This window comes from Thalassospiraceae bacterium LMO-SO8, from assembly GCA_031655335.1.
In the GTDB taxonomy this organism is placed as follows: Bacteria; Pseudomonadota; Alphaproteobacteria; order Rhodospirillales; family Casp-alpha2; genus UBA1479.
Genome location: CP134226.1, coordinates 1,091,021 through 1,110,023, shown reverse-complemented (window position 1 = coordinate 1,110,023; position 19,003 = coordinate 1,091,021). Strand labels below are relative to the sequence as shown.

The 19,003-nt window shown below is 66.0% G+C and carries 19 protein-coding genes; 7 read left to right on the top strand and 12 right to left on the bottom strand.

Going from position 1 to position 19,003, the window contains the following annotated elements; translation table 11 throughout:
• Nucleotides 1–35: 35 nt before the first annotated feature.
• Complete coding sequence (locus tag RJ527_05380) at nt 36–2,003, top strand: metallophosphoesterase (GenBank protein WND77176.1); 1,968 nt, start codon at nt 36–38, stop codon at nt 2,001–2,003.
• Nucleotides 2,000–3,244 carry a CaiB/BaiF CoA-transferase family protein gene (locus tag RJ527_05375; protein WND77175.1) on the top strand — a complete coding sequence of 415 codons (1,245 nt, stop codon included), beginning with the start codon at nt 2,000–2,002 and terminating at the stop codon, nt 3,242–3,244. Before RJ527_05380 ends, RJ527_05375 begins: the two co-directional genes overlap by 4 nt.
• On the opposite strand, the gene RJ527_05370 is transcribed toward RJ527_05375, so the two are convergent.
• Nucleotides 3,241–4,197, bottom strand: coding sequence for a 3-hydroxyacyl-CoA dehydrogenase (locus RJ527_05370; GenBank protein WND77174.1), 957 nt, complete (start codon nt 4,195–4,197; stop codon nt 3,241–3,243). The genes RJ527_05375 and RJ527_05370 overlap by 4 nt on opposite strands.
• Before the next feature lie 218 nt (nt 4,198–4,415).
• Here RJ527_05370 and RJ527_05365 point away from each other — a divergent pair, with 218 nt between their 5' ends.
• From RJ527_05365 to RJ527_05345, 5 genes are all read left to right on the top strand, one after another.
• The gene (locus RJ527_05365) at nt 4,416–5,375 is read left to right on the top strand and encodes a TAXI family TRAP transporter solute-binding subunit (protein WND77173.1); all 960 of its coding nucleotides are present in this window, start codon (nt 4,416–4,418) and stop codon (nt 5,373–5,375) included.
• Between the two features lie 143 nt (nt 5,376–5,518).
• Complete coding sequence (locus RJ527_05360; protein WND77172.1) at nt 5,519–7,519, top strand: TRAP transporter fused permease subunit; 2,001 nt, start codon at nt 5,519–5,521, stop codon at nt 7,517–7,519.
• The gene (locus RJ527_05355; GenBank protein WND77171.1) at nt 7,516–7,746 is read left to right on the top strand and encodes a hypothetical protein; all 231 of its coding nucleotides are present in this window, start codon (nt 7,516–7,518) and stop codon (nt 7,744–7,746) included. The genes RJ527_05360 and RJ527_05355 overlap by 4 nt, the downstream gene beginning before the upstream one ends.
• A gap of 12 nt (nt 7,747–7,758) precedes the next feature.
• Nucleotides 7,759–8,721, top strand: coding sequence for an NAD(P)-dependent oxidoreductase (locus RJ527_05350; GenBank protein WND77170.1), 963 nt, complete (start codon nt 7,759–7,761; stop codon nt 8,719–8,721).
• Nucleotides 8,722–8,723: 2 nt separating this feature from the next.
• Nucleotides 8,724–9,815, top strand: a complete 1,092-nt coding sequence (locus RJ527_05345) for a malate/lactate/ureidoglycolate dehydrogenase (GenBank protein ID WND78020.1) — start codon at nt 8,724–8,726, stop codon at nt 9,813–9,815.
• 9 nt (nt 9,816–9,824) lie between these two features.
• Here RJ527_05345 and RJ527_05340 read toward each other — a convergent pair whose 3' ends face one another.
• The 11 genes from RJ527_05340 to RJ527_05290 all read right to left on the bottom strand — a co-directional run bounded on the left by RJ527_05340 (nt 9,825) and on the right by RJ527_05290 (nt 19,000).
• The gene (locus RJ527_05340) at nt 9,825–10,592 is read right to left on the bottom strand and encodes a Crp/Fnr family transcriptional regulator (protein ID WND78019.1); all 768 of its coding nucleotides are present in this window, start codon (nt 10,590–10,592) and stop codon (nt 9,825–9,827) included.
• Between the two features lie 12 nt (nt 10,593–10,604).
• Entirely contained in the window at nt 10,605–11,231 is a 627-nt protein-coding gene (locus tag RJ527_05335; protein ID WND77169.1) for a c-type cytochrome, read from the bottom strand.
• 22 nt (nt 11,232–11,253) lie between these two features.
• Nucleotides 11,254–11,811, bottom strand: a complete 558-nt coding sequence (locus RJ527_05330; protein WND77168.1) for a copper chaperone PCu(A)C — start codon at nt 11,809–11,811, stop codon at nt 11,254–11,256.
• Nucleotides 11,812–12,429, bottom strand: a complete 618-nt coding sequence (locus tag RJ527_05325) for an SCO family protein (GenBank protein ID WND77167.1) — start codon at nt 12,427–12,429, stop codon at nt 11,812–11,814.
• Nucleotides 12,430–12,439: 10 nt separating this feature from the next.
• Nucleotides 12,440–13,297: an ABC transporter ATP-binding protein gene (locus RJ527_05320; protein ID WND77166.1), complete on the bottom strand. Its 858-nt coding sequence runs from the start codon at nt 13,295–13,297 to the stop codon at nt 12,440–12,442.
• The gene (locus RJ527_05315) at nt 13,294–13,992 is read right to left on the bottom strand and encodes a hypothetical protein (GenBank protein WND77165.1); all 699 of its coding nucleotides are present in this window, start codon (nt 13,990–13,992) and stop codon (nt 13,294–13,296) included. Before RJ527_05315 ends, RJ527_05320 begins: the two co-directional genes overlap by 4 nt.
• Nucleotides 13,989–14,948, bottom strand: a complete 960-nt coding sequence (locus RJ527_05310; protein WND77164.1) for an ABC transporter permease — start codon at nt 14,946–14,948, stop codon at nt 13,989–13,991. The genes RJ527_05315 and RJ527_05310 overlap by 4 nt, the downstream gene beginning before the upstream one ends.
• 96 nt (nt 14,949–15,044) lie before the next feature.
• Nucleotides 15,045–16,409, bottom strand: a complete 1,365-nt coding sequence (locus RJ527_05305; GenBank protein ID WND77163.1) for an ABC transporter substrate-binding protein — start codon at nt 16,407–16,409, stop codon at nt 15,045–15,047.
• A gap of 262 nt (nt 16,410–16,671) precedes the next feature.
• Nucleotides 16,672–17,229: a TlpA disulfide reductase family protein gene (locus tag RJ527_05300; protein ID WND77162.1), complete on the bottom strand. Its 558-nt coding sequence runs from the start codon at nt 17,227–17,229 to the stop codon at nt 16,672–16,674.
• Between the two features lie 11 nt (nt 17,230–17,240).
• Nucleotides 17,241–17,984, bottom strand: coding sequence for a GntR family transcriptional regulator (locus tag RJ527_05295; protein ID WND77161.1), 744 nt, complete (start codon nt 17,982–17,984; stop codon nt 17,241–17,243).
• Between the two features lie 53 nt (nt 17,985–18,037).
• Nucleotides 18,038–19,000 carry a HEAT repeat domain-containing protein gene (locus RJ527_05290; protein WND77160.1) on the bottom strand — a complete coding sequence of 321 codons (963 nt, stop codon included), beginning with the start codon at nt 18,998–19,000 and terminating at the stop codon, nt 18,038–18,040.
• Nucleotides 19,001–19,003: the final 3 nt, after the last annotated feature.

The window sequence follows — 19,003 nt, the reverse complement described above, 5'->3', positions numbered from 1 at the left end:
CCGAATATGGGGGAACGACAGGAGATCAGACGAGCATGACCACGGATACGCTGGGCCGACGGCTTTTTACCTATGCGGTCATTACCGACACGCACCTGAACCAGGGCGAGACGGAGTGCAATTCGCCGTTCGAGGTCAACAAGCTGGCCAATGCCCGCATGCGCCATGTGGTGCGCGACCTGAACGCGCGCGAGGTCGATTTCGTGCTCCACCTGGGCGATCTGCTGCACCCCGTCCCGCATATTCCGCACCTTTATGAGCAGGCGGCGCAATGCTTCAAGGAGCAGGTCAAGGACCTGCGCCACAAGCTCTACGTCGTGCCCGGCAACCACGACGTCGGCGACAAACCCGTGGACTGGTGCCCGGCGGGCATGGTGCGCGACGAATTTCTGGCGTTGTGGGAAGAACATTTCGGCCCCAACCATCAGGCCTTTGACCACGGCGGGGTCCGCTTCATCCTGCTGGACGCGCAGATCATCAATTCGGGCCTGACGGCAGAAGCCGAACAGAAGGCCTGGGTCGAGGGCGAACTGGCGGCGGCCGAGGCGGCGGGACAGCGCGTGTTCCTCAACATCCACTACCCGCCCTATCTAACCTATCCGGACGAGGATGAGCATTACGACAACATCGGCGAGCCGGGCCGCTCGTGGCTGCTCGGCCTCATGGAAAAGTATCGGGTCGAGGCCCTGTTCGCGGGCCACGTCCATAACTTCTGGTATCACCGGCATGGCGCGACGCAATGCTGGCTGCTGCCGTCGACGGCCTTCGTGCGCCAGGACTATTCGGAAATGTATCGCGCCGCCCCCCCGCCCGAGTTCGAGGCCGGGCGCAACGACTGGAACAAGCTGGGCTATTTCATCGTTCACGTGCACGAGAACGGCCACCTGTGCGACATCGTGCGCACCTACGGCCGCACGGTCGAACCGGGTGCGCCCGTGGCGGCGGTTCCCGATACGGTGACGCCCGTGCATCCGCTGCAAAGCCCGGTCACCCGGTTCGGCTTCGACATGCGCCAGAACTGGCTGGAGGTCATCGAAATTCCCCCCTCGGGCGGGCTCGACGAATTCGACCGCAAGCGTACGCGCAACGACTATGCCCTGATGGCGCTCATGGAAATGGGCGTGCGCCGCCTGCGCATTCCGGCCCGCGACCTGTTGGACCCCGGCCATCGCGCGCGGCTCGACGTGCTTGCGGACCTGGGCTTCCTGTTCACGCTGTTTTCCTTCGATGCCCCCAATGCGGAACTGGCGGCCGCCGTGAAGGGCGCCAAGGGCCTGATCGACATCTGGGAGGTCGCGCAGAACCTCGCCGACCTGCCCGACGTCGCCGCCGCCGCCCTGCCGGTGGCACAGGCCGCGGGCATTGACCTGTATCTGTCCAAGCTGCGTTCCAAGGACGAGATGGAACGGGGCGGCGAGAAGTACTTCCACATGATCAACCATGGCTTCACCCCGGACGAGGGCGACCAGATCGCCCGCGCGGCGGCGATCCCGGGGGTCAAGGGCATCGTGTTCCGCGTCGCCGGGGAAACCCCGCCGGCGGAGGCCGCGGCGGCGGCGGTTGCGGCCGCGTCGCCCCATGGGCTCAAGGTCTCCCTGCACATCCGCATGTCGATCGGCAGTCCGGGCGCGGCACAGGCTGACGAGCCCTGGGTCGCGGCGCGCGCGGCCGAGGCCCTGGCGGCGGCCCATGCCAACGCCGACGCCCATGTCTATTGCGACACCTTTTCCGACGTCGACCGGGGCTATTTCGCGCGGCAAGGCGTGGTCGACCGGCTGTACAATCCGCGCCCGGCCTTCCATGTCCTGCGCCATCTGACCGGTGCCCTGGCGGCGGCGGGCACCGGCGCCTGGGCGGTCAAGGCCGGGGCGGCAACGGTCACCGGCGGCCCAGCCGCCGGGTCGGGCACGCTCGTCGATCTGGTGACCGGCCAGTTGCAGCCGGGCGGGGCCGACGCCCTGGCCAAGGCGTCCGGGATGGCGGCCTGGATCGCGGGCCAGTGACCAAGGGCGCCCTGCCGCTGTCCGGCGTGCGCGTGCTGGACGCCAGCCACGTCCTGGCCGGGCCCTTCGCGACCTATCAGCTCTGCCTCATGGGGGCGGACGCGATCCGGGTGGAGCGCATCGGCGGCGACGACTTCGTGCGCCGCCACGGCGGTTCGGCCGATCTGCGCGCCCGGGGCATGGGCGGCTCCTTCACGGCGCAGAACGCGGGCAAGGCCTGCATCCTCATGGACCTCAAGGCGCCCGGCGGGCGCGACCTGTTCCTCAGGCTGGCGGCGACCTGCGACGTGGTCATGGAAAACTACCGCCCCGGTGTCATGGACCGCCTGGGCGTGGGCTATGACGACGTCCGGGCGGTCAAGCCGGACATCGTCTATTGCTCGCTCACCGGCTACGGACCCGAAGGGCCGCTCGCGGGCGTGCCCGCCTACGACCACATCGTGCAGGGGATGTCGGGCCTGATGAGCATGACCGGCACGGAACAGTCGGGGCCGCAGCGGGTCGGCCTGCCGATCACCGATTACATCGCGGGACTGACGGCTGCCTTGGCCGTGTCCGGCGCCCTGCACCAGCTGCGCCAGACCGGGCAGGGTCAGCATCTTTACGTGCCCATGCTGTCCTCGGTCCTTGCCATGATGGGGTCGTTCGCCATCGACGTGCAGACCGACGGCCGCGAACGGGGGCTGATGGGCAACACGCCGTTCAGCGGCAGTCCCTTCGCCGGGCGTTTCGACACGGCCGAGGGATATCTGGTCGTCACCGCCAATACCTCGGCCCAGGCCGTGCGCATGGTGGCCGCCCTTGGCCTGGACGATCTGGCGCCACTTGCCGGCAGCACGGCGCCGGACGCTCTGAACGAGGCGGACCGGGCACGGGTGGCGGAGGCTTTGGACCGAGTGTTCCGCATGCGCCCGGCGCAGGAATGGGAAACGGTCCTGGCCGAGGCCGCCGTGCCCGCGGGCAAGGTGCGGGGGCTTGGCGAAATTCTGGGCCATCCGCAGACGGCGGCGTCGGGCTGCCTCGACGACCTGCCCTTGCCGGGGCTTGATGCGCCGGTGAAGGTGCCGGGCCTGGGGTTTACCTCGGACGCCTGGACGCGCCGTCCCCTGACACAGCCCGAAGGCGAAGGCGAAAGCACCCGCCGGGTGCTGGCCGGCCTGGGTCTGACGGACAGGGAAATTGACGATTTGGCCCGCGCCGGCGCCGTCGCCGGGCCGGACCTGCCGCCCCGGGACGCCTAACCCAGGAAATCCTTGCGGGCCCGCAGGATGGTCATGACCGCCCGGTCGCGCCAAGCGGCACGGGCGTCTTTCTGGTCCAGCGGCAGGGCGGCGCGCCGTTCCGCCGCGACCGTGGCGACCATGTCGTCGGTCCAGGGGTCGTTCTGGCCCCGCTCCGCGCCCAGGCGCGCATAGGACGGGCCCATGCGTTTGGCATGGCCTTCGATCCCGCCCTGGGCGTTGAGGTCGGCGTTCTCGAACGGCCCCGTCACCGCCAGCCGGATGCCCATGCCGTCGCGCACGATGCGGTCGATGTCCGTGGCCGTGGTCACCCCGTCACGAACCAGGCAATAGGCCTCGCGCAAGAGGGCCCCCTGCAGGCGGTTGAAGACGAATCCCTCGACCTCCTTGTTCACGGCGATCGGCGCCATGGCGGCGCGGGTCAGCAGGGCGTTGCAGTGGGCGACTGTCTCCGGCGCCGTGAAGGGGGCGGGCACGACCTCGACCACGCGGATCAGGAACGGCGGATTGCCCGGATGCAGCACCAGGCAGCGTTCGCGACCCTTGACGTGGTCGAACAGGCGCGAGGGTTCGATGAACGAGGTCGAACTGGCGATGGTGCAACCGGCGGGGGCGATTGCCGCCACGCGGGCCAGAAGATCGCGTTTCAGGTCGAGATCCTCGGGCGCGTTTTCCTGCACGTGATCCGCCCCCGCCAGGGCCGTTTCCAGGTCCGCCGACGGGGTGATGCGGGTCATGATGTCGTCCACGCCGCCGTCGATCAGGTCATGGGCGGCCAGATCGCTCAGCCGCGCCCGCGCCATGGCCTGGGCGGCGGGCAGGCGCGAAGCCTCGGCGTCATACAAACGCACCGGCATCCCGGCGGCCGCGAACACCACGGCCCAGGCGGTGCCGATGGTGCCGGCGCCGATCAGGGCGATGGTGGGCAGGGGCGGGATATCTGTCGTCATCATCTGTCACTCCGATATGGTGGCGCGGGTGTAATTGCTGCGTATTTCAGGCCTGTTTTGCACTGCGAAAATCAAAGGGTGTCCTTTGATTTGACGAATGGGTGCTGGGGCACTAACAATTCCGATCGGTGCATTCTTTGGCCGGTGCGCCGAATAAAAAAGAACTCGGTATCTCAGGAAACATCGGCCGAAGACATCTTTATCCTTTTGGGAGGTCTCCAATGAAGAAGTTTGTGAAGGTTATGTTGCTCGCGGCGCCGCTGGTGCTGGCGGGCCAGGTCGCGGCCAAGGCCGATGAATTCGTCCGCATCGTTTCCGGCCCGTCCGGCGGCAGCTGGTATCCGCTGGGCGCCAAGATGGCGGAAATCTTCGGCAAGATCGGCGGCCTGTCCGTGTCCAACGGCCCTGGCGGCGGCGTCAGCAACGTGCTCGACGTCAACAAGAAGGAAGCGGAACTGGGCTGGACCTACGGCCACACCGCGTTCGACGGTTTCAAGGGCAACGCCCCGGTGTTCAAGTCGGCGAACCCGAACATCCGCCACATCGCGACCCTCTATCCCGCCGGTGTGCAGACCGCAGTTCCGGCCAATTCCAAGATCATGTCCTATGCCGACCTGAAGGATAAGAACCTCAGCCCCGGCAAGCTGAAATGGTCCGGCTATGCCGCGGCGCAGCTGATCTTCGGCAAATACGGCTTCACCGTCGACGACGTGAAGAAGAACGGCGGCACGGTCCATCACGTCGGCTATTCCGATTCGGTCTCGCTGATGAAGGACGGCCACATCGACGCCTTCACGGCGGTGACCAGCGTGCCGCAGGCGTCGTTCCTGGATCTGGAATTCTCGCCGGGCATCCGCTTCCTTGGCGTCGACGACAAGATTCTGGCCGGTATCCTCGCGGAAAACCCGGGCTACATCAAAATCACGATGACCAAGGACCACTACAAGAGCATCGAAAAGCCGACCCCGATCCTGGGTGCGGTGACGATCATGGTGGCCAACAAGGATGTCCCGGAAGAGACCATCTACAAGATCACCAAGGCGCTGTGGGAACATCATGGCGACCTGGTTCAGGTCAAGAAGGTGTGGGATTCCGTGAAGCTCGAAAACGCGCTTCTCGGCGCGGCGCTTCCGGTTCATCCCGGCGCCAAGAAGTACTACGACGAAAAAGGCGTCAAGTAGCGGCCCTTAGGGGGTAGCGGATGTCATCGGCGCGGCGGGCGACTGTCCGCCGCGCCGGCATCCATCAACGCAGCGGGCTTGCCCATCCTTATGGCCCGCCGCGTGATCCCGCCCCCAAAGGCCCGTTCTGACACCGGCACCCCATGACAGATAATCAAACCGTTACGCCCGAACCCCTGCACTACGACGAAGTGCGGGAGTTCTCCGTTCTTGAGCACGCGCTGATGCGCCGCGGCTACGATCTGGTGACCTGGATCGCCCTGACCGTCGCGACCGTCGCCATCGCGCTGGCCTTGTTCCATCTATACGTCGCCGTGTTCGGCACGCCGCAATCGCGGGCCTTCCGCTCCACGCATCTGACCGGAATGATGGTGCTGGCGGTGCTGCTGTTCCCGCTCGGCCGAAAATCCTGGCGCGACATGCCGGCGACGCCCGTGCAATGGGGCGCTTTCGGGATCGACGCGCTTCTGGTGTTCGCGGTTCTCGCGGTGCAGGTCTACACGCTGTGGGATCTGGACGCGTTTTCCCAGCGCGAAGGGGAGCTGATCGATTCCGACCTGTGGATGGGCTTTTTGCTGATCTTCCTGGTCATGGAAACGACGCGCCGTTCCGTCGGCCTGCCCATGGTTCTGGTGACGTCGTTCTTCGTCGTTCATTCGCTCTATGCGGATAAGTTCGGCGGCTTCCTCTACGGCCCGCCGACGTCGATCACCAAATACATCGACATCCTGTTCATCCGCTCCGAAGGCATGTTCGGCATCCCGATTTCCGTGGCCGCCACCTATATCGTGCTGTTCATCATCTTCGGCGCGATCCTGATCCGCACGGGTGCGGGGCGCATGCTGATCGACCTCGCCATCGCGCTGACCGGCCACCGCCGCGGCGGTCCGGCCAAGGCATCGGTGGTGGCGAGCGCCTTTCTCGGCACCGTGTCCGGATCCGCCGTCGCCAACGTGGTGACGACCGGATCGTTCACCATCCCCCTGATGCGCAAGCTGGGCTACCGGCCCAAGTTCGCCGCCGCGGTCGAGGCCTGTGCCTCGTCGGGCGGGCAGATCACGCCGCCGATCATGGGGGCCGCCGCCTTCATCATCGCCGAATTCATGCACGTCAGCTATCTGACGGTGATCATCGCCGCGATCATTCCGACGCTGCTGTATTTCGCGACCATCTATTTCATGGTCGATATCGAAGCCGAAAAGGACGGCATCAAGCGCCTGGACAAGCGCACCCTGCCGCGAGCCATGAACGTGCTGAAGCACGGTTGGCATCAGCTGCTGACCCTCGGCGTGCTGGTCGGCCTGCTGGCCTGGGGCTATTCGCCCATGTTGTCGGCGTTCTGGGCCATCGTGACCCTGGTGGTTCTCAGCTTCCGCGACCCGCTTACCCGCATGAGCCCCGTCGACCTGCTGGCGGCGCTGGAATCCGGGGTGCGCGCGGCGATGCCGGTGACCGTGGCCTGCGCCTGCGCCGGGATCATCATCGGTTCGATCTTCGTGTCGGGCCTGGGCCTCAAGTTCACCAACGAGGTCATCAACATCGCCGACGGCAACCTGCTGCTTCTGCTGGCGCTCACCGGCGTCGCGGCCATCATCCTCGGCATGGGGATGACGACCACCGCCGTCTACATCACCGTGGCGGCGCTGATCGTGCCGTCGCTGATCCATCTGAAAGTCGTGCCCATGGCGGCGCATATGTTCGCCTTCTATTACGGCGTGGTGTCGACCATCACGCCGCCGGTGGCGCTGGCGTCCTTCGCGGCGGCGGCCATCGCCGGGTCCAGCCCCATGGGGACGGCGGTGGAATCGGCGCGCATCGGCATCGCCAAGTATCTGGTGCCCTTCGCCTTTGTCTATAACCCGTCTCTCCTGTTCGTCGGGCCTCTTTGGCTGACCTGCCTGTCGGCGGTGTCCGCCTTCATCAGCCTGTGGGGGCTGTCGGTCATGCTCGAAGGCTGGTTCAAGGGCCCGCTCAACGCGGCCATGCGGGCGGTGATCGGGGTACTGTCGGTGATGGCGTTGCTGCCGCCGATGGAGCCGCTGATCGACGGCCTGCCCAGCTTCATCCTGCCCTTGGTCGGCGCCCTGGGCGTCGTCATGTTCGCGGTCACGCGCTACCGCTTCAACCCGGAGACCGCGCAATGAAGATGTCCGATCTGTTCATCGGCCGGCCCGTCTATTGGGGGCTTGCGGCCGCCATCATCGCCGTTCTGACCTTCCTCGGGCTGCGCCAGGAACACGTCAAGGATTTCGTGCCGTTCCAATTCGCGGTCCTTGCGGTTGCTCTGGTCGCGGTCGGGGCGGTCATGGTTTTCTACCGTCCTGGCGAACGGGTAACCCGCGATCCGCTTGATTTCGACGACGCGTCCTAAGGGCGGGACATCATGGCGACCATATTTGTCGAAGGCCCCATGCATGCGCGGGGGATGGAACTGCTGTCCCTGCGCGACGGCCTGGACGTGCGCCTTGAACTCGGCCTGACCCCGGACAGCCTGGCCGCCGGCATCCGCGACGCCGACGCGGTTATCATGCGGCTGACGCCGCTGACCGCCCCGGCCATCGCGGGGGCCGCGAAGCTCAAGGTCGTGTCGCGCCTGGGGGTCGGATACGACCATATCGACGTGGCGGCGCTCAGCGGGCGGGGCATTCCGCTCGCCATCGTCGGCGACGCCCTGGCGGCCTCCGTGGCCGAGCATACGGTATTGCTGATGCTGGGGCTCAGCCGCAACATTGCGGTCATGGACCGCAACACCCGCACGGGAAAATATGCGGAGCGGTTCAAGAGCCTGAGCCACGAAATGCTCGACAAGACGGTGCTGATCATCGGTCTCGGCGGCATCGGCGGCGAGGCGGCCAAGCGTTGTGCCGCCTTCGGCATGCGGGTGATTGCCTGCGGCCGCGAGGCGACGCGGAAAGAGGCCGAACGCCTGGGCTACGATTACGTCGCCGATTTCCGCGACGCCCTGGGCGAGGCCGATTTCGTCAGCCTGCACCTGCCGGCCAACGACGACGGCTCAGCGTTGCTGGGCGCGGCCGAATTCGCGGCCATGAAGCCGGGCGCCTATGTCATCAACACGGCGCGGGGATCGCTGATCGACGAGGACGCTTTGCACGCGGCCCTGACCACCGGCCACCTCGGCGGTGCCGGGTTGGACGTGACCAGGGACGAGCCGCCCAAGAACGATTGCCCCCTGCTGGCCCTCGACAACGTGCTGTTCACGCCCCACAACTCGGCCCTGACGGTCGAGACGGGCCGCCGTGTCGCGGAAACCGCCGTGCGCAACGCCCTGGCCGCCCTGGACGGCGACCTGGACCCGGCCTTCGTCGTCAACAAGGACGTGTTGTGAGCATGGGAACGGATGCGCTGCGCATCGATGCCGATGCCCTGACGGCTTTCCTGGCCGAGGTGTTCCATGCCGCCGGCTGCTCCCGGGCCGAAGGCCGGCGCGTCGCCGAAAATCTGGTCGAGGCCAACCTGTCCGGCCATGACAGCCACGGCGTGATCCGCACGCCGCGCTATCTTGGCTGGCTCAAGACCGGCAACCTGGTCGCCGACCGCGACGTCACCGTGGTCAGCGACGCGGGCGCCCTGATGATCCTCGACGGCGGCTTCGGGTTCGGCCAGACCGTGGGGCCGCAGACCGTGGCCCGGGGCATCGACCGGGCCAAGGACCATGGCGTCGCCGTGGTCGCCCTGCGCCATGCCGGGCATTTGGGGCGCATCGGCGCCTTCGCCGAGACGGCGGCGGCGGCAAACCAGGTATCGGTGCATTTCGTCAACGTGGCGGGCAGCGTTCTGGTCGCCCCCTTCGGCGGGGCGGAACGGCGCATGTCCACGGCGCCGGTCGCGATCGGTGTGCCGGGGGCCGGGGGTGCGCCGGTGATCCTGGATTTCGCGACCTCCCTGGTCGCCGAGGGCAAGGTTCTGGTCGCCTCCAAGGGCGGAAAGGCGTTGCCCGAAGGCAGTTTGATCGGGCCCGACGGCCAACCCAGCGCCGATCCGGCCATGCTGTACGGCCCCATCGATCCGGCGGTGCAGCCCAATTCCCGCAACGGGGCGGGTGCCTTGGTCGCCATGGGCGGGCACAAGGGGTCGGGTCTGGCCTTGATGTGCGAACTGCTGGCGGGGGCGCTCACGGGCTCCGGCGCCACCGGGCCGGGTTACGACAAGATCTATAACGGCATGCTGTCGATTTACATGTGCCGCGACCGCTTCGGGGCCGAAGACGATTACGCCCGCGAACTGCGCCGCTATATCGATTACGTGAAAAGTGCCCGGCCCGTGCAGGGCGGCGGCGAGGTGCTGGTCCCCGGCGAGCCCGAGGCCCGCATGCGCGACGCGCGGCGCAAGGACGGCATTCCGCTCGCCCCTGACGCCTGGGCCGCCATATCCGGCGCCGGCCGCGACCTCGGCATCGCGCCGCCCGACCCGCTTTCCTAAAAACGCGGCTCAGGACTCGGCGAGGTCTTCCAAGGTGTCCGGTCTGCGGATCACGATCATGCGGCCGCGGATCAGGATCACCTGATCCTTTTGCCAGCGGTCGAGGGTCGTCGTCACCCATTGCCGGGTCGAGCCGACGATATCCGCCAATTGGTCGTGGGTGACCCGGCGGTCGATCAACACCCCCTCGGCGTCGTCGCGGCCATGGACCTGGCCCATGATCTTCAACAACTGCGCCAGGCGCTGCGCGACGGAACGCGTGCCCAGCATCTGCACCAGCTGGGAATAACATTTCCCCTTGGCGACCAGGGCGTCGATCAGGCACAGCGCGAAGATCGGCATGCGCTCGATCAGGTCGCGCACCACGGCCCCGGACAACGCCATGACGCGGGAATCCTCCATGGCCTCGCCGGACCACAGGTGAACGCCGCCGCCGAACACTTCGGGCCCGCCGATGAAGTGGCCGGGGGTCCAATAGGCCAGCGTCAATTCGCGCCCCGACGGGCCGGTGCAGAAGGTGCGCACGCGCCCGCTTTCGATCAGATAGATGCCTTCGTGCCGATCGCCCTGATGGAAGATGCCTTCGCCGCGCGCGGCCTTGATGGTGGATCCGCGCGAACGGATGAAGGTGACTTCCTCCATGCTCAGGCGGTCGAGAAAGGTCGATCCCTCGTTCAGGTCCGACATGCTTTCCGACAGGAACAGGGCGGAAAGGGGTTCGTCCGTGGTCATATCCCTGGTCTCGATCACGCGCAGCCGGGGCGGGATTTTGGTCATCACGCCCGTGTCCTAGTTTCTGGGTTCGGCGGCGAGATAGCCGCCGACGGCCCGGATATCCGCGTCGCTCAGTTTCGCCGCGACCCCGGCCATGACGCCGCCGGGATCGTTCGCGCGGTCGCCCGATCGGAAATCCGTCAACTGTTTTACCACATAGTCGGCATGTTGCGCCTCAAGCCTGGGCGCGCCCGACGCCGCGACCTTGTCCTTGCCGTGGCAGGACACGCAGGCGGGCAGGCCGCGCGCGGCATCGCCCTTGTGATAGAGCGTCTGGCCGGCCAGACGCTCACCGTCCGGCGGCGGGTCCGCGGGCGGGGGCGGTGGCAGGCCGGCGAAGTACCCGGCGACCACGGGGATGTCCTTTTCCGCGATCAGGCCGGCCATGCCCTGCATCTGTTCGCCGTCGTTGGTCCGCTTGGCGGCGCGGAAATCCCGAATCTGCTTTTCGATATAGACCGGAACCTGCCCCGCCAGCTTGGGGAACTTGGCCATGCGCGACACGCCGTCGAGGGAATGGCAGAGGGCGCAGTTCTCCCACGGCTTCAGGCCGCTTTCGTCGATCATCCCGGCGCGTGCGGAATGGGCGGCGAGCATCACGGCAAAGGCCGCGACGCCGGCAAGGGAGGATACGCGGATCATGGGGAACGTTCCGATCTTCCGGTCACGATCCTCTGTGATCATGGCCCATATGGTCGTGATTCATGGGGACGGCGGTCCCCCGCTTGCGGACCTCCGCCGTGACCGCGACGGTGGTGCCGTCGTCCAGGGTCAGGACAAGGTCGACCGTGTCGCCCGGCGCGAGGGGCTTTTTGGCCCCCATCAGCATGATGTGCAGGCCGTGCGGCTTGAACGCCACGGACGATCCCGCCGGCAGATCGACCTGGGCCAGATGCTGCATGACGTTGACGCCGTCCTTTACCTGGCTGGCGTGCATGGCCGCCGAGGCATACTGCGGACTGTGCACCGCCGTCACCGCGCGGAGATCCGCGCCATGGTTCATCAGCACCAGATAGGCGGCATGGGCCTTGACCCCCGGCGGGGCGACGGGCACCCAGGCGTCCATGGCCATGACCGGGCCCTGAGGGGACGTGGTCTTGGCTTCCGCCGTCTGGGTCTTGAGAAAGGCATGGGCTTCGCAGGCCTGTGCCGTCTGGGCCGCAAGGGTCAGGGCAGCCCCGGTCAGGCAGCCAAGACATGTTTTGTAGATATTTGATTTCATTCAATTATTCCTTTGCTCGCGAACATAGGCGATCTGCTTGCGGGCCAGGTACTCGGCGACCCCGGCGGGGTCGAGCGGCGGCGACAACTTGGCATGAACCCGCCCGTCGGGCCCGGTGACGATGACGCTCGCGCTGTGCTGCACCTCGTAATCGCCATCCTTCTTGGGCTTGCCGATGCGGTAGAACCCGTCGATGCCCTTGACCAGCTTCGCCAGTTCCTCGTGCGTGCCGGTGACGCCCACGAAGCGTGGATCGAAATGGGCCACGTAGTCGGCCATCACCGGCGCGTCGCGCTGGGGATCGACGCCGACGAACACGACCTGGGGCAGCTTGTCCGGGCGCACGCGGAGCGTCATCTGATTGACGACCTCGGCGATGTTCGACAGCACGAAGGGGCAAACGTCCGGGCAGGACGTGAAACCGATGGTGGTCAGCGACCAGTGGCCCTTGTAGCGCTCGGCCGTGAACGGCTGGCCCTTGTGATCGGACAGTGCAAAGGCCGGCAGGGCTTCGGGCTTGTCCGGTTCGACCACGCGAATCTCGGCGCGGGCGGCCCCCCCGCCCAGGCCGGCGGCCAGCAGGAGCAGGAAAGCGGAAAGGGCGAAGCGACGGCGCATGGCCAGGGTCCTAATGGTTCTGCTGATCGAAGGCGCGCAGGCTTTCGCTACGGATGCGTTCCATGCAGCGGCGCTTCAGCGCGACGAAGGTTTCGTCGGTGTAGACCTCGGGCGTGCGCGGGCGGGCGATGTCGACCTTGAAGTCGTCGATGATGCGCCCGGGGGCGGCGCTCATGATGACCACCCGGTCGGCCAGGAACACGGCCTCGTCGACGTCGTGGGTGACGAACATGACCGTGGTGCCGAAGTCTTCCCAGATGCGCAGAAGGTTTTCCTGCATCATCAGCCGCGTCTGCGCGTCGAGCGCGCCGAACGGTTCGTCCATCAACAGGACCGAAGGATAGTTGGCCAGCGCTCGGGCGATGCCCACGCGCTGCTGCATGCCGCCGGACAGTTCCGACGGGTAATGTTTCGCGAAGCGCGACAGCCCGACCATGTTGAGGAAGGTGTAGGCGATGGATTGCGCCTCGGACCGGCTGTGGCCCGCCAGAAGCGGGCCGAAGGCGACGTTGTCGCGCACGGTCTTCCACGGCATCAGGGAATACTGCTGGAACACCATGCCGCGGTCGGGGCCGGGCTGGGTCACGGCCTTGCCGTCGACCTTGACCGCGCCGGCCGTCGGCTGCACGAAGCCCGCGACGGAATTCAACAGCGTCGACTTGCCGCAGCCCGATGGGCCGAGGATGCAGAGGAACTCGCCCGGCTGAACGTCCAGGGTCGTGCTTTCCACGGCGGTATGGCTGTCGGAGCCGGAGCCGAACACCACGGCCACGTCCTCGATGGTGACGTGCCCCTTGCCCTCGCTGGCACGGCGGGCATCGGCCTCCGTGTCCTTGTCGCGGGTGAGATTGATGATGTTGGCGATCATTGGGGGGCTCCCATGGCTGATTGCGGGTATGAGGACGGTTTGGCGGCCTGCGCCGGCTTCGGCGGACCCGAAAGCCAGAGCAGGGAAAGGACGAGCGAGGCGAAGCCCGCGTATTCGATCCACCAGCCGAATTGTTCAAGCCACAGCGAACTCGACACGCCGAGGCCGAGGATCGCCAGGCCGACGACCCAGCTGGGCGTGGCGCAGCAGACGACCCAGGCGAGCGTCACGTTGGTCATGCCGACCAGGACGGCGCCCAGTCCGCCGACGGCGCCGGCGCCGTTCAAGCGGGCGCCCGAGCATTGCGTGCGGCGCGCGAGCAGAAGCGTCGTGATGGTGGCGATCAAGGCCGCCAGGACCATGACCACCAGAACCTTGGCCGGATTGATGTTGAGGCTCCATTCGGAAATGCCGTTGCCGAAGTCGTAGTTCATGCGCCCGACCTCGAACAGCCATTCCTGGGCGATGATGGCGCTCATGTCGGACACAGAGGGGGTCGAGCGGACGATCTCGGCGACGTTCCCGAACCAGTCGTAGGTCACCGCGTAGTTGGGCCAGGCCTGGAAACGGATCACCAGGGCGGCGAACATCAGGGCGTAATAGGCGACGGGAAAACCCAAGGCGATGCCGAGCCACAGGCGCGGGCGCGCCGTGACGGCGTCCTTGATCCGCGATGCCCTGGCGGCGGCCGTCATCGCGACCGCCGCTGCCAGCTCAGCAGCGGCCGGGTCGCCAGCCGCACCGCGTAGGTCGACAGCGTGCCGAGACCGCCGATCATCAGCATGCCGACGACGATGTCCGGATAGTTGATCAGCGAATAGGCGTTCCAGGTGAAGTAGCCGATGCCGTATTGGCCCGAGATGATTTCCCCGGCCAGCAGCGAGAACCAGGACACGCCCATGCCGATGGCAAGGCCGGCGGTGATCGACGGCAGGGCCGCCGGAATGACCACGTGCCAGAAGATTTCCCGGCGGTTGGCGCCGAGCGATTTGGCCGCGCGGATCAGCACGTCCGGCGTCAGTTCCGCGCCGTGGGCCGTGTTCAGGATGATCGGGAACAGGGCACCCAGAAAGGTGATGTAGATGATCGAGCTTTCCTCGGTCGGCCACATCAGGATGGCCAGCGGAATCCAAGCCACCGCCGGGATCGGGCGCAGAATTTCGATATAGGGCGAGATCACGTCGCGGGCCAGGCGCGAGCGGCCGATCATGAGACCCAGCAGAATGCCGAGCCCGACGGCGCTCATGTAGCCGATGACGATGCGCTGCATCGACACCGCGATGTGGATGTAAAATTCGGTGGAATGGACATGCGCGACGAAGGCGGTCCAGACCTTGATCGGCGAGGGCACGTTCTCGAAATTGATGAAGTAATTGAACTTCGTCTCCGTCGCGATGTGCCAGACCAGAACGCCGACGGCCAGCGCGATCAGGCGGATCGACCAGGACTTTGCGAAGGGCACCAAGGCTTTGGGCTTCAGCACGGCGGCGACCAGGACGCCGACGGCTTCCTTGGGCGTGACGGGCTGACGGGTTTCGGCGTCGCGGGCGGAAACGGCGTCTGCGGCCGGGGCGTCAGCTTGCGGTTCTGGAATGGGAGCGTTCATCGCGCCGGTATCTCCGTGGTTTCGGTCGTCGTCTTGGATGCTCATGGCCGTCTTCGGGCTTCTGCCAAGGGGCCGGCCAGGGCCGGGAAAAGGCGGCGGGACGGAGGCTTGGGCCCTCCGTCCCGCCGGTCAGGCGTGTGATCAGCTGGATTTCATGCCGATGGCGTCTTCGAAGGTAATGACCTTGCCGTCGATGGTGCTGGCGTACTTTTCAGCTTCGCCGCGGCGCAGGAACGTCGCGAACTCGCCCTTCGGCGTGACGACCCAGAAGGCGGTCTTGCCGAACAGCTTGAGCCCCGTTTCCTTGTCGTAGACGTAGGTGGAGTTGATCTTCGCACCCGTGGCGCGGAACGAGGCGATCGCGCCCAGGAATTCGGGCAGGGTCGCGTATTCCTTGATCCCGTCGCGGGCGTGCCAGATTTCGTTGGGCAGGCCTGCATTGGCGACCGCGGGGTCGACAATCATCGCCTTGTCCTTGTCGTAATCCACGCCCATGTCCTTGTAGGCGGCGCGGATATACTTCTCGGTGATCCAGTCGCCGAAATCGAGCGGCGGGATCGCTTTCTCACGGACCAGGACCGTGTGGTCGAACTTGAGGGCTTCCGTCCACTTGGGCTTGATGGTCGGGTCGAGGGAGAGGTGCCCCCCCTTCGAGAAGTAGATGTAGAGCACTTCCTTCTCGACGCCCGTCCATTTCTCCATCAGATCGGTGGCGCGGATGGGGTCTTCCTTGATCCACTTGCCGGCGTCGTAGACGGCCTTGATGAAGGCCTGCACCACTTCCGGATAGTCGTCGGCCAGATCCTTGCGCACAACGACGCCGTGCAGATAGGGCACGCCGGCTTCCGAACCGTCATAGATCTTGCGGCCGGTGCCGCGGAATTCCATGATTTCCGACCAGGGGCAGAAGTCCGAATGGGCGTCGATCTTGCCCGCGGCGATGTTCGCCGCACCCACGGCCGGGCTCTGGTTCTTCAACTGGAACTTGATCTTGTTGTCCTGGGCGGCCTTCAACAGCATGCCCCAGGCGGCGGAGCCCACGGGCGTGGACACTTCCTTGCCCTCAAGATCGCCGATCTTGTAGAGGTCCGACTTCACGGGCACCACGATGGCGTTGCCCGATCCCTTCAGGTTGTAGCCGGTGCCCGCGACATAGTAGGTGCGCAGGCTGTCCGTGGCCTGAAATTTGGCGCCGTTGACGATCAGGGGGTAGTCGCCCATCACGCCGATGTTCAGCTTGTTGGCCATCATCTGGTTGGTGATGGGGCCGCCGGACGAATAGTCGGCCCAGCTGATGTCGTAGTCCACATCCTTGTACTTGCCGGTTTTCGGCAGGTGCTTTTCAAGAAGCTTCAGTTCCTTGACGACGATGCCCGCCGTATAGGTGTCGGTACACATGCTTTGGTGACCGATGGCCACCTTGATGGTTTTGGCCTGGGCCGGTGCCGCCGCTGTCACCGCCAACAAGGCCCCCAATGCCAATCCCTGCGTTACGTGCCTGAGCATTGTTGAATTCTCCTTTGCTCTGCATCAAAGTTGTCTCGTTACGGCCTCTATAAGTGCAATTACCTTGCCAGTTTTCGCACCTGCAAAATAAAAATAACCATTTGATATATAAGGATAAATTATCATATTTTTGCCGATTTTGAGCCGCCTTGAATGGAAAATGATGATTTTTTAATCTCCGCCATAATCATGTTTATTTTTTAATCACTTAGATATCCGCCAGGACGATACAAGTTGCCGAGATGCGGCCGTTCTCAGGCTCTCAGCGGGGGGCCGCCGTCAGCTGCTTTTCGAACCATTGAAGGACCGGGGCGGCGGCCCAATCACGGGCGCCGACCGCCGCATGGGTGATGACGCCGTCGGGGCCGACCAGGAACGTCGCGGGCAGCGCCTGGACATGCCATGCGCGGCCGACGGCGGATTGACGGTCCATCACGATGGTCAGTCCGCCCACATTCACTTGCGTCAGGAACCGCGCGACCGCGTCCGGCTTGTCGCCCAGGTTCACGGCGACGACTTCAAGTCCCCGTCCCGCCATTTGTGTTTTCAACCGGGCCAACGCCGGCATCTCGATGCGACAGGGCGCGCACCACAACGCCCAGAAGTTGATGAGCGTGAATCCGCCCTTGCGGCCGGCCAGGGAAAACGGGGTTCCGTCCAGCCGCGGCAGGTCGATCGCCGGGGCGGCGATGGGCGCCGGCGCCGGCGCCATGGGGCCGGCACCGTCGGCGGTTGCCGGATGCCCGAAAAGAAAGGCCGCCGCGAAGATCGCGGCGGCAAGTCGGTGGATGTGGTGGTGCGGAAGGATGGGGGGGCGCATGATGCCGCGGGTTACCAGCGGCCGATGCGGGTGCGGTATCGGAAGGCCTCGGCGACGGCGTGGCGAATGCAGAAATCGATGGCGACGCCGTTGACGTCGACGTTGACCTGTTCCGTGCGCACGACCGTCGCCCCCGGCTCGATCTCCAGATGCTGGGCCAGCTTAGGCGCGGCCTTGACCATGTCCATGACGACGTCGCCGAAGGCCATCGCCACGCCGCGCGACTCTTCCAGAAGGGTGCAGACGTCGCTCGATTCCAGGTCACGGTCTGAAAGCAGGCGGCCGACCTCGGGCAGAAGGTAGCGTTCCTCGAAACAGATGGGGGCCGCGTTGGCCAGGCGCAGGCGGCGGACCACGGTGACCAGGCTCGACGGCGGCAGAGCCAGCGCCTGGCGGACCTGGCTGTTGGCCTTGATCTCGGCCCGCTCCAGCAATTGCGCCGTCGCCTGCAAACCGTTCGGGCCGAGCGCCTCGCCCAGTCCGCGCAACCGGCGCATGTCCAGTTCGGCCTTGATGCCGCGCACGAAATGGCCCTGGCCCTGATGGCTTTCGACCATGCCGGATTTCTTCAGCGCGTCGAGGGCGTGGCGCACGGTGACCCGCGACACGCCGAACCTGGCGACCAGGGAATGTTCCGACGGCAGCCGTCCCCCCGGCTGAAAGTCGCCGGTGTTGATCCGCCGCGCCAACCAATCGCGAACCACCACGTATTTCGGAAGGCTCTCTGTTTCCTGGGTCACGATGTTCTGGGTCACGTGGTTCATAACGGGAACGGGCCGGTTGCGGTTGAAGGGGGGTGGGCGGTGTCCTATTCGGCGCGGATGCGGCTGAGCGCCCAGCGGATGTTCTTGCGGACGTCGGGGTCGGGGTCGTCGAGATGCGCTTCGAGGGCGGGCACCGCCTTGGGCGAGGCGATCTCGCCCATTGCCGCGGCGGCTTCCTTACGCAGGTTGGAGATGTCGTGGTCGAGGGACGGCGCGATGTCCTCGATGGCCTCCGCCGCACCCAGCTTGCCGAGGGAGCGGATGGCCTTCTGCCGGACCTGCCAGTAATCGTCGGCGAGCGCCTTGCGCAGGGCCGGAATGGCGCCCGGCGACTGCACCTTGCACAGCGTTTCGGCGGCGACCTCGCGGACCTGCCAGTCCGTATCGCTCAGCGCCTGGGCCAGGGTATCGGCGGCGGCGCCCGTGACGGAGAAGCCCAAGGCCCCCGCAGCCGTGCGGCGCACGCCGGCGTCGGCGTCCTTCAGCATCGCCATCAGGGCGGGCAGGGCATCTTCGGTCTTCAGGTAGCCGACGACGCTGACCGCTTCGGAACGCACGCTGGCTTCCGGATCGGACAGGGCATCCAGGGCCGGCTTCAGGCTTTCCGGGCGCTTCAGTTCGCGCAACGCCCGCAGGGCGCCGGCGCGCACGAAGGCCGAGTCATGGGCGACGAACGGCAGGATCGGGTCGGCCGAGGCCGGATCCTTCAATTCCGCCATGCTGTCGGCGGCGGCCTGGGCCACGCCGCTGTCGGAATCGGTCAGCGCGATCAGCAGGGCTTCCGCCGTTTCCGGGCCGTCGAATTCGCCGAGCGCCAGGGCGATCTGCAACCGCACCTCGCGGGAATCGTCGGCCAGGGCCTTTTTCAGATGGGTGACGGCGGCGGGGTCGGCGCTGTCGGCCAGATCCATGACGGCGACGCGGCGCGTGCCCGGATCGGGGTCTTCCAGGCGGTCGATGATGTCTTCGACCTCGTCGAATTGCTCAAAGGGCTCGAATGCGGACATGGG

Coding starts and splice junctions, on each gene's coding strand:
- RJ527_05380 (WND77176.1), top strand. CDS start 36: ATGACCACGGATACGCTGGGCCGACGGCTTTTTACCTATGCGGTCATT.
- RJ527_05370 (WND77174.1), bottom strand. CDS start 4,197: ATGATGACGACAGATATCCCGCCCCTGCCCACCATCGCCCTGATCGGC.
- RJ527_05365 (WND77173.1), top strand. CDS start 4,416: ATGAAGAAGTTTGTGAAGGTTATGTTGCTCGCGGCGCCGCTGGTGCTG.
- RJ527_05360 (WND77172.1), top strand. CDS start 5,519: ATGACAGATAATCAAACCGTTACGCCCGAACCCCTGCACTACGACGAA.
- RJ527_05355 (WND77171.1), top strand. CDS start 7,516: ATGAAGATGTCCGATCTGTTCATCGGCCGGCCCGTCTATTGGGGGCTT.
- RJ527_05350 (WND77170.1), top strand. CDS start 7,759: ATGGCGACCATATTTGTCGAAGGCCCCATGCATGCGCGGGGGATGGAA.
- RJ527_05345 (WND78020.1), top strand. CDS start 8,724: ATGGGAACGGATGCGCTGCGCATCGATGCCGATGCCCTGACGGCTTTC.
- RJ527_05340 (WND78019.1), bottom strand. CDS start 10,592: ATGACCAAAATCCCGCCCCGGCTGCGCGTGATCGAGACCAGGGATATG.
- RJ527_05335 (WND77169.1), bottom strand. CDS start 11,231: ATGATCCGCGTATCCTCCCTTGCCGGCGTCGCGGCCTTTGCCGTGATG.
- RJ527_05330 (WND77168.1), bottom strand. CDS start 11,811: ATGAAATCAAATATCTACAAAACATGTCTTGGCTGCCTGACCGGGGCT.
- RJ527_05325 (WND77167.1), bottom strand. CDS start 12,429: ATGCGCCGTCGCTTCGCCCTTTCCGCTTTCCTGCTCCTGCTGGCCGCC.
- RJ527_05320 (WND77166.1), bottom strand. CDS start 13,297: ATGATCGCCAACATCATCAATCTCACCCGCGACAAGGACACGGAGGCC.
- RJ527_05315 (WND77165.1), bottom strand. CDS start 13,992: ATGACGGCCGCCGCCAGGGCATCGCGGATCAAGGACGCCGTCACGGCG.
- RJ527_05310 (WND77164.1), bottom strand. CDS start 14,948: ATGAGCATCCAAGACGACGACCGAAACCACGGAGATACCGGCGCGATG.
- RJ527_05305 (WND77163.1), bottom strand. CDS start 16,409: ATGCTCAGGCACGTAACGCAGGGATTGGCATTGGGGGCCTTGTTGGCG.
- RJ527_05300 (WND77162.1), bottom strand. CDS start 17,229: ATGCGCCCCCCCATCCTTCCGCACCACCACATCCACCGACTTGCCGCC.
- RJ527_05290 (WND77160.1), bottom strand. CDS start 19,000: ATGTCCGCATTCGAGCCCTTTGAGCAATTCGACGAGGTCGAAGACATC.